Genomic DNA, 14,105 nt, shown 5'->3' with positions numbered 1-14,105 from the left:
CTCAGCCGCGGAGCATCTCCGCGACGAGGAAGGCCAGCTCCAGCGACTGCTGGGTGTTCAGGCGCGGGTCGCAGGCGGTCTCGTAGCGGCCGGCCAGGTCGGTGTCCGAGATCTCCTGGGCGCCGCCCAGGCACTCGGTGACGTCCTCGCCGGTCAGCTCGATGTGGATGCCGCCCGGGTGCGTGCCGAGCCGGCGGTGCACCTCGAAGAAGCCCTGCACCTCGTCCACGATCCGGTCGAAGTGCCGGGTCTTGTAGCCGGTGGACGACTCGTGCGTGTTGCCGTGCATCGGGTCGCACTGCCAGATGACCTGGTGGCCGGAGGCGGTGACCTTCTCCACGATCGGCGGCAGCACGTCGCGGACCTTGCCGTTGCCCATGCGGCTGATCAGGGTCAGCCGGCCGGGCTGGTTGTGCGGGTCCAGGCGCTCGACGTACTCGACCGCCATCTCCGGCGTGGTCGACGGGCCGATCTTCAGGCCGATCGGGTTGGACAGCAGCTCGGCGAACGCGATGTGCGCGCCGTCCAGCTGGCGGGTCCGGTCGCCGATCCACAGGAAGTGCGAGGACAGGTCGTACAGCTTCGGCTGGTCGCTGTTGGTGTCCAGGCGCAGCAGGGCCCGCTCGTAGTCCAGCAGCAGGGCCTCGTGCGAGGCGAAGATCTCCGTGGTGTGCAGCGAGACGTCGTTCACGCCGCACGCCGACATGAACCGCAGGCCGCGGTCGATCTCGCCGGCCAGCGCCTCGTACCGCTCGCCGGCGGGCGAGGTGCGCACGAAGTCCTTGTTCCAGTCGTGCAGGCGGTGCAGGTCGGCCATGCCGGCCGAGGTCATCGCGCGCAGCAGGTTCATCGCCGCGCCCGCGTTGGCGTAGGCGCGGATCAGCCGGGAGGCGTCCGGCACGCGCGCCTCGGGCGTCGGCACCAGGGAGTTGACGATGTCGCCCCGGTAGGACGGCAGGCCGAGCGCGTCGATGCCCGACGAGCGCGGCTTCGCGTACTGCCCGGCGATGCGGCCGATCTTGACCACCGGCAGGCTCGCGCCGTAGGTGAGCACGACGGCCATCTGGAGCAGGGTCCGGATGTTGGCGCGGATGTGCGGCTCCGTGTTGTCCGCGAACGTCTCCGCGCAGTCACCGCCCTGGAGCAGGAACGCCTCGCCCCGCGCCACCTCGGCCAGGTGCTCGCGCAGGCGGTCGACCTCGGCGGGCACGGTGATGGGTGGCACGCTCTCCAGCACCGCGCGCACGCGGCGCACCTGCTCGGCGTCGGGCCACTCCGGTTGCTGGGCGGCGGGGCGGGCGAGCGCGTCGTCCAGCCGTGCGCGCATCTCGGGTGGGAGGGGCGGAAGCTCGGGAAGCGTGTCCACGGGCACGTCCACGGTCCAGTTCACACGTTAAAGATAGCCGTCCACACTCCAGGACGGACTCGGGTCCACCTGGGCATGATGTGGCTCATGCCTGACACCCGGTTGGATGATGGGACGGCCGCGCGGTTGCTGTCGGTGGCGGTGGAGAACCTGCGGCGCGACCACCCCGCGCACTGGTCGCACGTCATCGCGGACGACGACGAGCTGGTGCCGCAGCGGGTGCTGCACCCGATCTTCGCCGGGTCGTTCGACTGGCACTCGTGCGTGCACCAGACCTGGTTGGCGGTGCGCCTGCTGCGGCTGCGGCCGGACCTGCCGGGCGCGGACGAGGCGCGGCGCACGCTGGACTCGCTGGTCACGGCCGAGCACGCGCGGGTCGAGGCGGCGTTCTTCGACGGGCCGAACGGCGGGTTCTGGGAGCGGCCCTACGGGTGGGCGTGGCTGCTGGTGCTCGACGCGGAGCTGCGCACGTGGGGCTCGCCGTGGGCGGGGGAGCTGCGGCCGTTGAGCGCGGTGCTGCGGGACCGGTACCTGGTCAAGGTGGCCGGGTCGCGGCTGCCGGTCCGCACCGGGACGCACGGCAACACGGCCTTCGCCACCGGTCTCGTGCTCGACGCGGCGCGGGCCGTGGGCGATGAGGAGCTGGCGGCGGCGTGCGCGGCGGCGGCGCTGCGCTGGCACCGGGAGGACGCCGGGTACGGCGGGTTCGAGCCGAGCGCGGGCGATTTCCTCTCCCCCGGCCTGACCGAGGCCGACCTGGTGCGCCGGGTGCTGCCCCCGGCCGACTTCGCCGCCTGGTTCGAGGCGTTCCTGCCGGACCTGGAGGAGGCCCGCTGGAAGTCGCTTCGCGAGCCCGTGCCGGTCGACGAGCCCGGCGACCCGTACGGCTCCCACCTGGTCGGGCTGGCCCTGTCCCGGGCCTGGCAGTGGCACGCGATCGCCGACGCCCTGCCCCCGTCACACCGCTGGACCGACCTGGCCCGCACGGCGGCCGAGGCGCACCGCGAGGCGGGCCTGAGGCACGTCTTCGGCCACGGCTACTACGCCGAGCACTGGCTGGGCACCTTCGCCGCCTACCTGGACCTGAAAGCCTTCTAACCCGCGCGAGTCGTACGTCCAGGTCGCGCGTGTCGTACGTCCAGGACCCCCGAATTCAGCGTTCAGGTACCCCTGAACGGGTGCCAACCCCGTCGCGAACGTAGAACTCGGGGGTCCTGGACGTACGACACGGTGGTCCTGAACGTACGACTCGCGGGGTCTGGACGTACGACTCGCGGGGTTGCTTGTGCAACGGCACCCCGGGGTGAGCCGGGGTGCCGTAAGTGGGGGCGGGGGTTAGCCGAAGAAGACTTCGGCTTCCTGGTAGCGCTCCAGCGGCACGGTCTTGAGCTCCGCGGTCGCCTCGGCCAGCTTCACGCGGACGATGTCGGTGCCCTTCAGGGCCACCATGACGCCGAAGTCGCCCTCGGCGACCGCGTCCACGGCGTGCAGGCCGAAGCGGGTGGCGAGCACGCGGTCGTAGGCGGTCGGGATGCCGCCGCGCTGCACGTGGCCCAGCACGACCGCGCGCGACTCCTTGCCGGTCCGCTCGGCGATCTCCTCGGCCAGCCAGGTGCCGACACCGCCCAGGCGCACGTGGCCGAACGCGTCCTTCTCACCGGAGTGCAGCACCTCGGCGCCACCCTGCGGGACCGCGCCCTCGGCGACGACGATGATCGGGGCGTACTGGCGCTCGAAGCGGCGCTCCACCCACTCGACGACCTGCTCGACGTTGAACTCGCGCTCGGGCACGAGGATCACGTTCGCACCGCCCGCGAGGCCCGAGTGCAGCGCGATCCAGCCCGCGTGCCGCCCCATGACCTCGACGACCAGGGCCCGGTGGTGCGACTCGGCGGTGGTGCGCAGCCGGTCGATCGCCTCGGTGGCGATGTGCACGGCGGTGTCGAAGCCGAACGTGTAGTCGGTGGCGCCCAGGTCGTTGTCGATGGTCTTCGGCACGCCCACGACGCCGATGCCGTCGTCGGTGAGCCGCTTCGCGACGCCCAGGGTGTCCTCGCCGCCGATGGCGATCAGCGCGTCGACGCCGTTCTCCTTGAGCACCTGGCGGATCTTGTCGACACCGCCCTCGACCTTGTACGGGTTGGTGCGCGACGAACCGAGGATGGTGCCGCCCCGGGTCAGGATGTCCTCGACGTCGGCGAGCCCGATCGGCCTGGTCAGGTTCTCGATCGGTCCCTGCCACCCGTTGCGGAACCCGAGGACCTCCCAGCCGTGGGCCTCGACACCCTTGCGGACCACGCCGCGGATGACGGCGTTGAGGCCGGGGCAGTCGCCACCGCCGGTGAGCACACCAATGCGCATTTGCTTAGCCAATCTCTTCTCGTGGCGTGGGTCACCCAAGACTGACACGTGCTGGATCGGTGCAGCAAGCGAGGGTCCACCAACCGGACGGAGAACACACCGCGAACGCACCGCGACGTCCCCGGCACGGCAGCCGGACGCACCCGGACGCACCCGGTCAGCGCGAGGAGAAGCCGCGCTTGCGCCGTTCGGCCTCGATCACCTTCCACCGCTCCAGGTTGTGCCGGGCGTCGGCCAGCGCGTCGTGCGCGTCGGCGGGCGGCTGCGGCAGGCGGGGCTTGCCCACGTCCTCCCAGCGCTGCCGCAGGTCCCGGGTGAACCGGGGCAGGCAGCGCGGCAGCGCGGGCATCGGGCCCCACAGCTGCGCCAGCGCCACGTGGTCGTAGGCCGCGAACCACGCCCACAGCTCGATGTCGTCCCGGTTGGCCTTGCGCCCGCCGAGGAACTCCAGCAGGTCGGCCTTGATCCGGTCCCGACCGCGCCACGCCCGGTCGGCGGGCGGCGGCAGCTGGTTGAGCACGTTGGCCCGCACCCACGGGCCGGCCTTGGCCGGGTCGAACTCCGTGGAGACGGCGTAGAACTCGCGGCCCTCCTCGTCGACCACCCCGATGGAGACGAGGTCGATGGTGACCCCGTCCTCGATGAACTCACAGTCGTAGAAGAACCGCACCGCACCACCCTAGGCGGCGATCAACCGGCCTTCGCCTCGGGCAGGCGGTCGGGGCGCTCCGGGGTGGTCGCGTCGCCCTGCACCTCCTTGGCCTTGGCCGCGTAGACGTCCACGTACTCCTGCCCGGACAGCTCCATCAGGGCGTACATGATCTCGTCGGTGATCGAGCGCAGCACGAACCGGTCACCGGACAGACCCGCGTACCGGGAGAAGTCCAGCGGCTTGCCGATCTTGATCCGGATGGGGTGCGGCTTCCACATCCGCGAGCCGATGGGGTTGGCCTTGTCGGTGCCGAACATCGCCACCGGGATGACCGGCGCCCCGGACTCCAGGGCGATCCACGCGACGCCGACCTTGCCCTTGTAGAGGCGGCCGTCGGGGCTGCGGGTGCCCTCGGGGTAGATGCCGAGCAGCTTGCCCTCGCGCACGATCCGCACGCCCGTGTCCAGCGCGCTCTGGGCCGCCGACGCGCTGGACCGGTCGATCGGCACCTGGCCGACGCCGAAGAAGAACCAGCGCTTGAACGCCCCCTTGAACCCCGTGCCGGTGAAGTACTCGATCTTGGCCGGGAAGGTGACCCGGCGCGAGAGCTTCAGCGGGAGGAAGAACGAGTCGGAGACCGCGAGGTGGTTGCTCGCCAGGATCGCGCCACCGCCCTCGGGGATGTTCTCGGCACCCTCGATGATCCTGGGCCGGAAGAACAGGTTCAGGAGCGGCCCGAGAAAGATGTGTTTCATCAACCAGTAGAGCACCGCTGGGAGCGCCTCCTCGACGTGCTTGATCCCCGCTGTCAGCCTACGGAGCCGACGGCCCAAACCACAACGAAGGCCGGCGCGCACGGGGTACGGTCGTAGTCGTCGTCCGGCTGTCGTACCGCGACATCGCGGGTACGTGGGACGATGGAACTCCTGGACCCGCCTGTCACGGCTTCGGAGGGTGGAGCACGCCGATGAACTCCCGACGCGACTCTACCGACGGCCCCGAGGACGTCGACGCCACCTTCGCCGAGATCGTGGCGGGGCTGGAGCGGGAGGGCGTGGGCAAGCGGGCCTGGTTCGACGAGGCTGACGAGTCGGACGAGGCTGACGAGCAGGCCGAGCCCGCCCGCCCGGTGCGGCCCGAGGGCCAGCCGGCCGTGGCCACGGTCGAGGAGGACCCCGCCGACGCCGACGACGACCCGGACGACCCCGACAACCACTACGTGCCGCCCGACCCGCCGCCGCTGCCCGCGCTGCGGCCCGGCACGATCGCCGCGCTGCTGGTGATCCTGCTCGGCGTGGTGGTGCTGCTGTTCCCCGGCCTGTTCGGGCTGAGCGGCGCGATCGGGACGCCGCTGGCGCTGATCGTCCTGTGCTCCGGCGCCGGGTGGCTGGTGCTGCGGATGCGCAGCGGCCCGCCGCCGGACTCCGGGTGGGACGACGGGGCCGTCCTCTAGGAGCGGTGCCCCGGGCGGGCGCAGAGGGCCCCGGAGCGATGCGCGGGGGCCGACGGGTTCCGGGACCGACACCCGGGGACCGACGACCGGCGGCCGACACCCGGGACCGGTCACCACCGGCACGACCAGCCGCCAACGCGGTCGGCCACCGGCCCGGTCAGCCACCGGCCCGGTCAGCCACCGACGGCCAGCCGGATGGTGAAGCCGTTCTCGTCCCGGCCCAGGGACACCTCGCGGCAGGTCCGGTGGGTCAGCCACAGGCCCAGGCCGGCGGTCGTGGTCCGCTCGGTCGGCACCAGGCCCGCCGCCGGCGAGGTCGGCCCCTCGCCCCGGTCGGAGACGGCCACCACGACACGCGCGCCGTCCGCCCACACGCGCAGCCGCGCCGGCGGTTTGCCGTGGGTGAGGGCGTTGGTCACGGCCTCGCTCGCGGCGTAGACGATGTCGTCCAGCTCGTCCCTGGTCAGCCGGGTCGCCACGCAGGCGGCCGACACCGCGTGCCGCGCCTCGGCCGGGCTCGGGTCCAGCAGGTCCACCAGCGGGTGCCCGGTCTCCAGCGGGTCCGGGCAGGCCCGGGGCCAGGTCCAGGTCTCCCGGTAGTCGGGGTTGACGAGGTGGCCGCCCGCGCCCGCCACCCTCGGGTGGGCGCGCAGGACGTCGGCCAGCACGTCGGCGGACGTGGTCCGCAGGTCGTACGGGCACAGCCCCCACAGGGGGAACTCGGCGAAGAGGTCGTTGACCGCGGCCTCGTAGCGGGACCACCAGTCCCACGGGGCGCCCGTGCCGGGGTGCGGCACGTCGCCCACCACGCGGATCTGCGCGACCCCGGCGTACTCGGCGAACAGCTTCCGGTACTCCAGGACCGTCTCGGTGGGGCGGGCGTACTGGTCGGCGCCCGGCAGGAAGCGCACGCCCGAGGGGTCGGCCACCCGGTCGCGGACGAGGCGCTCGTTGACCGCGCCGCACGCGACGAGGACCGGCTCGCCCGCCGACACGCCCTCGTCGAGGAACGGCACCACCAGGTCCTGGAAGTCGGCGTCGCCGCCGTAGAACGCGGTCTCGTGGTAGTAGCCCTCGTGCCCCCGGGCCGCTCCCGTCCTCATTCGGTCTCCACCCTCAGGCCGGGGACCCCGACCAGCTCGGCCAGCCGCGCCGGCGCCGAGCGCCGGGTGCGCAGCACCACGTCACCGCCGCCGGCGCGGGCCAGGGCGAACAGCGCGTGGTGGTCGACGAAGTCCAGCGACGACCCGTCGACCACGACCTGGCCGCCGTCGGCGCGCAGGTCGGCGCGCTCCAGGGCGCGGGCGAAGTTCTCGCGGCTGTCCAGGTCCAGCTCGCCGTCCAGGGCGACCCGGGCGCCGGGGACCGCGTAGAGCCGGAACGGCGAGGCGCCCGCGCCGCCGGCCGGGTGCAGGCACGCCAGCTGGCCGATGGCCGACCCGGGCAGCCGGGTCCGGTCGTAGGCGCACATCGCCGCGAACGGCCGGCCCGCCATGTACCGGTCGACCAGGTGCTCGTACCGGCAGAACGCGTCCAGCGCCTCGTCGCCGAGGACCATCGAGGTGGCCTCGGCGGCGACCCGCAGGCCCGAGTACCCGGCCGCCAGGGCGGCCTCGGTGGCGGCGGCGTAGGTGGCGACCTGCTGGGCCGGGGTCACCGCGCCGCCCCCGCCGTAGGTGTCGTCGATCGACACCACGCGCAGCGCGCCGGACGACAGGGCCTCGCCCAGCCCGGCGACGTGGGAGAGCAGCTCGTCGGTCGACCCCTCGGAGACGTACCAGCACTGCTGGCCGAGGACCAGTCCGTCGGCCAGGAACTCGACGACGCGTCGGCGGAACTCCGCGGGGTCGTCGTAGGGCCAGCAGACGTGGTCGTGCAGCCCGAGTCCCCCGGTGGCGTGGATGACGCCAGAGGTGCGCATCCCGCGATGCTACGCCCGGGGCTCGGGTCGGCGGACCCGTCCGTTGCGCGAGGTCCGCGGCGCCACCTCGCGCGCGAGGGTGGCCACGCCGACGATGCCCGCGTCGTCGCCGAGCTGCGCGGTGCGGATGCGGGCCAGCGGGCGGTGGCCCGCGCCGGTCACCACCTCCGCGTAGCGCTCGCGGGCGTCGTCGAGGAACAGCGGCGCGGACTCCGACACGCCGCCGCCGATGACCACCACCTCGGGGTCGTACACGTCCGCGACCAGGGCCAACCCCTCGCCCAGCCACCGGGCCAGCTCGGCCACGGCGCGCTGGGCCAGCGGGTCGCCGTCGCGGGCCGCGCCCGCCACCCGGCGGCCGGTCACCGAGCGCGGGTCGTCCAGGGACTCCCGGGCCAGCACGGTGGACACGCCGGGGTTGCCGGCCAGCAGCTCCACGGCCGTGGTGCCCAGGGCGGTGCCGCTGCAGTACCGCTCCCAGCAGCCCTGCTTGCCGCACGGGCAGGGCCTGCCGTCCGGCACGAGCCGCAGGTGGCCGAGTTCGGGCGCGACGCCGTGCGCGCCGCGGAAGACCTCGCCGTCGACCAGCAGCGCTCCCCCGATGCCGGTGCCCAGGGCCACCAGGGCGGCGACCCGCGCGCCGCGGGCGGCGCCGAAGCGGTGCTCGGCCAGGGCGGCGGCGTTGGCGTCGTGCTCCAGGACCACGGGCACGCCCACGCGCCGGGCGATCCGCTCCGCCACGGGGGCCCGCCGCCAGGCCAGGTGCGGCGCGAACAGCACGGTGCGCCGGTCGGGCGCGACGAAGCCCGCGACGGCCAGGCCGACCGCGGCCACGGGGTGCCGGGACGCCAGTTCGGCCACCGCCGCGCCGATCGCCTCCTCCAGCGCCTCCTCGCCGGCGGGCGTGCCCGCGCGCGCCGTGTCGAGCACCGAGCCGTCGCCGTCCACGACGCCCGCGCGCACGCTGGTCCCGCCGACGTCGACGCCGACGGTGAGCACCGGTCCGCCCGGCCCCGACCCGCCTAGCACCGGTTCCGCCGCACGACGGGGATGTGCTGGACGCGTGGTGGGGCGGGGTGCCCGGGTTCGGGCTCACCGGCCTCCCGCGCGGGGGCCGCCGGTTCGGACAGCGCGGCCCGCAGCACGGCGATCAGGCCGGCCACGTGCTCGGCGGCCTTGGCGGCCAGCTCCGAGCGGTCGCCGCGCACCAGCGCCACCGCGTTGCACAGCGGGCACCAGCCGCAGCCCCCGGCGTCGTGCCCGCCCTGCTCGGCCACCCGGTGCAGCCACGGCTGCGCCCGTTCGGCGGCGGCGTCGAGCAGCAGGCGCAGCTCCTCGGCCAGCCTCGGGTCGGTGGGCTCCCGGTCCACGTGCCTCACCGCATCCACAGCTCGGGGTCGGGTGCGAAGCGCACCGCCAACCCGGTGTCGTCCAGTTCCGCGCCGGTCACCGCGCAGCGCTTGAGCAGCGACGGCAGCGCGACCAGCTTGCGCCTGCCGTCCACGGTGACGGCCAGTTCGTCGCCCACGCGGGCCAGGTCCAGGTCCGAGTCGCCCACGCGCAGCGCCAGGCGCAGCGTGTACTCCAGGTCGCCGGTGCGCTCGACCGCCAGCAGGGGGCCGCCCGGGGCGGTGCCCTCCAGGGGGTCGCGGCCCCGGTAGAGCCCCTCGGCGACGTCCAGCAGGGCGGCGGGGCCGACCGGTTCGGCCGCCCGGTGCTCGACCGCGCGCACCTCGCCCAGGTCGGCGAGCTCGGCCAGCACGGCGTCCTGCTCGGCGCGGCGGGTGCGCAGCCAGTCCGCGGCCGGGCCGGCGCCCGCGCCGGGGTGCGGCACGACCCGGTTGGCGACCACGCCGTCGACCCGGATGCCCTGGAGGGCGAGCGCGGTGACGGTGCGGCGGGTCTCCGCGGCGACCACCCGCTCGGGGGTCAGCACGAGCCGGACCCCGGTGTCCGGGGAGGCCAGCAGCGCGCGCAGCTGGTCCAGGTTCTCCGCGAGCCTGCCGAGCGCGTCGGCGGTGGCGTCCCAGCGCTCCACCGAGCCGCTGCCCGCGACACCCGCGAGCAGGCCGCGCACCACGCGCCGGTGGGTGGGGAACAGCCGCTCCAGGTAGGAGGCGAACGCCTCGGGCAGGGCGAGCAGGCGCAGGGTCTCGGCGGTGGGCCCGCAGTCGACGACCACCACGTCCCACGTGCCGGCGCGGACCAGGCGCTGCACCTCGGTCAGCGCGAGCAGCTCCTCGACGCCGGGCAGGACGGTCAGCTCCTCGGCGTCCAGCTCGTCCACGCCCGCGCCCGCGAGCACGGTCCGCAGGTGGCCGCGCAGGTCGCGCCACGCCTCGTCGACGAGGGCGCGGGGGTCGACCTGGGCGGCGTGCAGGCTCCCGAACAGGTCGGCCCCGTCGACCTCGGCGGCCTGCCCGGACAGCGGCACGCCGAGCGCGTCGCCCAGCGAGTGGGCCGGGTCGGTGGACACGACCAGGGTCTTGCGGCCGCCGGCGGCGAGCGCGGCGGCGGTGGCGGCGGCCAGGGTGGTCTTGCCGACCCCGCCCTTGCCGGTGAACAGCAGCAGACGAGCGCTCACCGCGCGTTTTCCACCCGCCGCTTGAGCTCCTTGAGCGCCGTGTCCATGATCATCTTCTCGGCTTTGCGGCGGAACAGGCCGATCATCGGCACCACCAGCTGCACCGACAGGGTGTAGGTGACCTCGGTGGAGCCCCCCTGGGAGGTCAGCACGTAGGCGCCCTCCTGGGACTTCTGCATCTGGCCCTTGACCAGGTGCCACGAGATGCGGCCCGGCGACCACTCGTCGTAGGCGAGCACGTACTCGTCCTTGATGGGGCCCTGGTCGATGTTGAACTTCACCTGGGCCGCGCGGCCGTCCGACCCGGTCTCCAGCACCTCGGTGCGCTTCACGCCGTTGGCCCACTCCGGGTAGGCGTCGAAGTCGGCGATGACCGCCACGATCTCCTCGGGCGTCGCGTCGATGACGATGGACTGGGTGGACTCGTCGGCCATGCGGGGAGGTTACCCGGTGGTCGGGCTCACCAACGCAGCACGTGGGGCGTGCCGGTGCGCTGGAAGTGGCCGACGTTGACGCACTCCGTCCAGCCCAGCCGCACCCGCCTGGCCAGCGGCTGGTGGACGTGCCCGAACAGCGACCACCGGGGCCGCGCGCGGCCGATCAGCTCCACCAGCGAGGTGGAACCGCGCTCGGGCCTGCGGGCGACCACGTCGTAGGTCAGCTCGGGCACCGCCGGCGGCACGTGGGTGCACAGCACGTCCACCTCGCCCAGGTTCGCCAGCGCCGCGCCGAACTCCTCCTCGGTGCGCAGGTAGGGCCGCCACGGACCGCGCCGGTTCGGCACGAACCCCCGGTCGAGCAGGGCGCCGCCCGCGAAGCCGAACCGCAGGCCGCCGATCTCGACCGCCTCCCCGTCGAGCACGCGCACGCCGTCGCGGGCGAACAGCGGCCACAGGGTCGGGTCGTCGACGTTGCCGGGCGTGGCGTAGGTGGGCGCGCTCATCGCCGCGAACAGCTCGGTGTACTGCTCCACCACCGCTTCCCGGACCACCTCGGCGGCGTTGTCCAGGCCCTCCCACAGCGACCGCATGTAGCGGACGGTCTCCGCGCCGACGTGCCCGCGCCGCAGCCGGGCGAACACCTCGACCTTCTCCCGGCCGAAGACCCGGCCCAGGATGCCCCGGCCGTGGTCGTGGTAGTCGACGAAGTCGACCAGGTCACCCAGCACGACCAGGGCGTCGGCGCCGTCACCCGCGCGGGCGAGGGCCTCCGCGTTGCCGTGGACATCGGAGACGACGTGAACCCGCACGGGTGAGGAATCTACGGCAGGGCCGGCGCGACGCCCGGCGGCCGACCGGCCTCCAGGGTCGTCTTCAGGCCCAGCGAGACCTCCTTGGCGGCCAACTGGCGCCGCCGGACCTCCCGCCGCACGCGCCGGGCCGGCGGGTCGCCCGGCAGGTCCGCGCGCAGGAAGTAGTGCAGCAGGGTGCCGTCCAGCACCGGCTCCAGCCACACCTCCATCGTGCCGACCAGCGCGCCGTCGACCGTCCAGCGCAACCCCTGCGCGCCCCGGTCGGCGTAGACGTCGAGGGAGAGGTCCGGCCAGAACGCGCGCCACGCCGCCGGCTCCGCGAAGGCGGCGGCGATCACGGTGGGGGGCACCGCCAGGAAGGTCTCGTCCACGACGTCAACGCTGGGCACGGGGAGGAAGAGTGCCACGACACGGTCACGGAACCACCGCCCGGCCTGGTGTATCGCCGGAATCACAGGCTAGGTTTCCCCACCGGTAACAACCAACGTCCGGAGGTTGACGTGCGTGAGTTCAGCGTCCCCGCCACAGCCACTGTGGCTGCCGAGGAGAACCTCACCGACATGGTGTGGGCGAACGCGGAGCGCTTCGGCAACGCCGTCAGCTTCCGCCGCCGGGTCGACGGCACGTGGGTGGACCTCACCGCCCGCGACTTCGCCGCCCAGGTCCTCGCCGTGGCCAAGGGGCTCATCGCGGCGGGGCTCCAACCCGGTGACCGGGTCGGCCTGATGTCGAAGACCCGCTACGAGTGGACCCTCCTCGACCTGGCCATCTGGCACGCGGGCGCCGTCGTGGTGCCCATCTACGAGACCTCCTCGGCCGAGCAGGTCGAGTGGATCCTGTCCGACTCCTCGGCCAAGGCCGTGGTCGTGGAGGGCCCGGCGCACCGCGCGCTGGTGGAGGCCGCCTCCGGGAACCTGCCCGAGCTCGACCACGTGTGGCAGGTCGAGGGCCCGACCGGTGACGCGGGCGGCGCGGTCGACGAGCTGACCGCGCTGGGCGCGTCGATGACCGACGAGGACGTGCACACCCGCCGCAAGGGCGTCGGCGCGGACGACACCGCGACCATCGTCTACACCTCCGGCACCACCGGCCGGCCCAAGGGCTGCGAGCTGACCCACCGCAACCTGCTGTCGGAGATCCGCGCGGACATCACCGCGTTCCCGCGGCTGATGCAGGCGGGCAACTCGCTGCTGCTGTTCCTGCCCCTGGCCCACATCCTGGCCCGCGCCATCGCGCTGACCAGCGTCTACGCCCGGGTCACGCTGGGGCACACGCCGGACGTGACGAACCTGGTGGCGGACCTCCAGTCGTTCCGGCCCACGTTCGTGGTGGCCGTGCCGCGCGTGTTCGAGAAGGTCTACAACGGCGCGAAGCAGAAGGCGCACGCCGGCGGCAAGGGCAAGATCTTCGACGCCGCCGAGGCGACCGCGGTGGCCTACAGCCAGGCGCAGGACGGCGGCGGCGCGGGCCTGGGCCTGAAGGTCAAGCACGCGGTGTTCTCGAAGCTGGTCTACAGCAAGCTCCAGGCGGCGCTGGGCGGGCGGTGCCTGGCGGCGGTGTCCGGCGGCGCGCCGCTGGGCGAGCGGCTGGCGCACTTCTTCCGCGGCGTCGGCGTGCCGGTGCTGGAGGGCTACGGCCTGACCGAGACCAGCGCGGCGGCGTGCGTCAACACCGAGGCGGCGTTCCGGGTGGGCACGGTCGGCCGCCCGGTGGGGGGCACCTCGGTGCGCATCGCCGAGGACGGCGAGATCCTGATCAAGGGCGAGGTCGTGTTCCGCAGCTACTGGAACAACGCGAGCGCGACGGCCGAGGCCCTGGAGGACGGCTGGTTCCACAGCGGTGACCTGGGCAAGCTCGACGACGACGGGTTCCTGCGGATCACCGGCCGCAAGAAGGAGATCATCGTCACCGCCGGCGGCAAGAACGTCTCCCCCGCCGTGCTGGAGGACCGGCTCCGGGCGCACCCGCTGATCAGCCAGTGCATGGTCGTCGGGGACGCGCAGCCGTTCATCGGGGCGCTGATCACCATCGACCCCGAGTTCTTCCCGACGTGGAAGGAGCAGAACGGCAAGCCGGCGTCGGCCACCGTGGCGGACCTGCTGGACGACGCGACGCTCAGGGGCCAGGTCCAGGCGGCCGTCGACGAGGCCAACGCGGCGGTGTCCAAGGCGGAGGCGATCAAGAAGTTCCGCATCCTGCCGGTGGACTTCACCGAGGCCGGCGGCGAGATGACGCCGAGCCTGAAGCTGCGCCGCTCCGTGGTCGCCACCACCTACAAGCAGGACATCGAGGCGATCTACACGCCCTGACCCGCCCCACCCGAGCCGCACACCGGTCCCACGCCACTCCCTCACGCAGGGTCCCACCCCCCACGCGAGGCCGCGTCGGCCGCTCGCGCCTGGTTTTCCGGTGATCACGCCCTTCGATCGCCGGAAAACCAGGCGCGAGCGGCCGACTTCCAGGCGGCCGAGCCGCCGCCTGCGAAGCAGCGGCCAAAAATACAGACGGGTGGGGAG

At 73.6% G+C, this 14,105-nt stretch carries 15 protein-coding genes; 3 read left to right on the top strand and 12 right to left on the bottom strand.

What is annotated here, in order from left to right; all coding sequences use genetic code 11:
- Position 1: 1 nt before the first annotated feature.
- Positions 2 to 1,390, bottom strand: coding sequence for a class II 3-deoxy-7-phosphoheptulonate synthase (locus tag ACFP3R_RS14130; RefSeq protein WP_380636266.1), 1,389 nt, complete (start codon positions 1,388 to 1,390; stop codon positions 2 to 4).
- A 63-nt stretch (positions 1,391 to 1,453) separates the two neighbouring features.
- On the opposite strand from ACFP3R_RS14130, the gene ACFP3R_RS14125 reads away from it, so the two are divergent.
- Positions 1,454 to 2,464 carry a DUF2891 domain-containing protein gene (locus ACFP3R_RS14125; protein ID WP_380636264.1) on the top strand — a complete coding sequence of 337 codons (1,011 nt, stop codon included), beginning with the start codon at positions 1,454 to 1,456 and terminating at the stop codon, positions 2,462 to 2,464.
- A gap of 237 nt (positions 2,465 to 2,701) precedes the next feature.
- Here ACFP3R_RS14125 and ACFP3R_RS14120 read toward each other — a convergent pair whose 3' ends face one another.
- From ACFP3R_RS14120 to ACFP3R_RS14110, 3 genes are all read right to left on the bottom strand, one after another.
- A complete protein-coding gene (locus tag ACFP3R_RS14120) occupies positions 2,702 to 3,727 on the bottom strand; it encodes a 6-phosphofructokinase (protein WP_380636262.1) in 1,026 nt (341 codons plus the stop codon).
- 157 nt (positions 3,728 to 3,884) lie between these two features.
- Complete coding sequence (locus ACFP3R_RS14115) at positions 3,885 to 4,397, bottom strand: polyadenylate-specific 3'-exoribonuclease AS (protein ID WP_380636260.1); 513 nt, start codon at positions 4,395 to 4,397, stop codon at positions 3,885 to 3,887.
- 20 nt (positions 4,398 to 4,417) lie between these two features.
- The gene (locus ACFP3R_RS14110; protein WP_380636259.1) at positions 4,418 to 5,149 is read right to left on the bottom strand and encodes a lysophospholipid acyltransferase family protein; all 732 of its coding nucleotides are present in this window, start codon (positions 5,147 to 5,149) and stop codon (positions 4,418 to 4,420) included.
- Positions 5,150 to 5,346: 197 nt separating this feature from the next.
- On the opposite strand from ACFP3R_RS14110, the gene ACFP3R_RS14105 reads away from it, so the two are divergent.
- On the top strand, positions 5,347 to 5,832 hold the full coding sequence (locus tag ACFP3R_RS14105; RefSeq protein ID WP_380636257.1) for a hypothetical protein: 486 nt from the start codon (positions 5,347 to 5,349) through the stop codon (positions 5,830 to 5,832).
- Positions 5,833 to 6,005: 173 nt separating this feature from the next.
- Here ACFP3R_RS14105 and ACFP3R_RS14100 read toward each other — a convergent pair whose 3' ends face one another.
- From ACFP3R_RS14100 to ACFP3R_RS14065, 8 genes are read right to left on the bottom strand one after another with little or no spacing between them, the layout of a single operon-like run.
- Positions 6,006 to 6,935 (bottom strand): anti-sigma factor RsbA family regulatory protein, encoded by a 930-nt coding sequence (locus tag ACFP3R_RS14100; RefSeq protein ID WP_380636255.1) that lies wholly within the window; start codon positions 6,933 to 6,935, stop codon positions 6,006 to 6,008.
- Positions 6,932 to 7,753 (bottom strand): MEDS domain-containing protein, encoded by an 822-nt coding sequence (locus ACFP3R_RS14095; RefSeq protein WP_380636253.1) that lies wholly within the window; start codon positions 7,751 to 7,753, stop codon positions 6,932 to 6,934. Before ACFP3R_RS14095 ends, ACFP3R_RS14100 begins: the two co-directional genes overlap by 4 nt.
- 9 nt (positions 7,754 to 7,762) lie before the next feature.
- Entirely contained in the window at positions 7,763 to 8,752 is a 990-nt protein-coding gene (locus tag ACFP3R_RS14090; RefSeq protein WP_380636251.1) for an ROK family glucokinase, read from the bottom strand.
- 23 nt (positions 8,753 to 8,775) lie between these two features.
- A complete protein-coding gene (locus ACFP3R_RS14085; protein ID WP_380636249.1) occupies positions 8,776 to 9,132 on the bottom strand; it encodes a hypothetical protein in 357 nt (118 codons plus the stop codon).
- Positions 9,129 to 10,337, bottom strand: a complete 1,209-nt coding sequence (locus tag ACFP3R_RS14080) for an ArsA family ATPase (RefSeq protein WP_380636247.1) — start codon at positions 10,335 to 10,337, stop codon at positions 9,129 to 9,131. Before ACFP3R_RS14080 ends, ACFP3R_RS14085 begins: the two co-directional genes overlap by 4 nt.
- Positions 10,334 to 10,771 (bottom strand): SRPBCC family protein, encoded by a 438-nt coding sequence (locus tag ACFP3R_RS14075; RefSeq protein ID WP_380636245.1) that lies wholly within the window; start codon positions 10,769 to 10,771, stop codon positions 10,334 to 10,336. Before ACFP3R_RS14075 ends, ACFP3R_RS14080 begins: the two co-directional genes overlap by 4 nt.
- Before the next feature lie 26 nt (positions 10,772 to 10,797).
- Positions 10,798 to 11,586 carry a metallophosphoesterase family protein gene (locus tag ACFP3R_RS14070; RefSeq protein ID WP_380636243.1) on the bottom strand — a complete coding sequence of 263 codons (789 nt, stop codon included), beginning with the start codon at positions 11,584 to 11,586 and terminating at the stop codon, positions 10,798 to 10,800.
- Positions 11,587 to 11,597: 11 nt separating this feature from the next.
- Positions 11,598 to 11,978 (bottom strand): polyketide cyclase / dehydrase and lipid transport, encoded by a 381-nt coding sequence (locus ACFP3R_RS14065; RefSeq protein WP_380636241.1) that lies wholly within the window; start codon positions 11,976 to 11,978, stop codon positions 11,598 to 11,600.
- 111 nt (positions 11,979 to 12,089) lie between these two features.
- Here ACFP3R_RS14065 and ACFP3R_RS14060 point away from each other — a divergent pair, with 111 nt between their 5' ends.
- Positions 12,090 to 13,898 carry an AMP-dependent synthetase/ligase gene (locus ACFP3R_RS14060; protein ID WP_380636240.1) on the top strand — a complete coding sequence of 603 codons (1,809 nt, stop codon included), beginning with the start codon at positions 12,090 to 12,092 and terminating at the stop codon, positions 13,896 to 13,898.
- The last annotated feature ends 207 nt before the right edge of the window (positions 13,899 to 14,105 follow it).

It is taken from the genome of Saccharothrix lopnurensis, from assembly GCF_042658445.1.
GTDB classification, from domain to species: Bacteria; Actinomycetota; Actinomycetes; order Mycobacteriales; family Pseudonocardiaceae; genus Actinosynnema; species Actinosynnema lopnurensis.
The sequence above is the reverse complement of the archived record's forward strand: the minus strand, read 5'-3'. Positions and strand labels throughout refer to the sequence as shown.

Bases quoted from the DNA above. Each gene is read 5' to 3' on its own strand.
- ACFP3R_RS14100 (WP_380636255.1), bottom strand. From the start codon at position 6,935: ATGAGGACGGGAGCGGCCCGGGGGCACGAGGGCTACTACCACGAGACC.
- ACFP3R_RS14125 (WP_380636264.1), top strand. From the start codon at position 1,454: ATGCCTGACACCCGGTTGGATGATGGGACGGCCGCGCGGTTGCTGTCG.
- ACFP3R_RS14105 (WP_380636257.1), top strand. From the start codon at position 5,347: ATGAACTCCCGACGCGACTCTACCGACGGCCCCGAGGACGTCGACGCC.
- ACFP3R_RS14120 (WP_380636262.1), bottom strand. From the start codon at position 3,727: ATGCGCATTGGTGTGCTCACCGGCGGTGGCGACTGCCCCGGCCTCAAC.
- ACFP3R_RS14095 (WP_380636253.1), bottom strand. From the start codon at position 7,753: ATGCGCACCTCTGGCGTCATCCACGCCACCGGGGGACTCGGGCTGCAC.
- ACFP3R_RS14075 (WP_380636245.1), bottom strand. From the start codon at position 10,771: ATGGCCGACGAGTCCACCCAGTCCATCGTCATCGACGCGACGCCCGAG.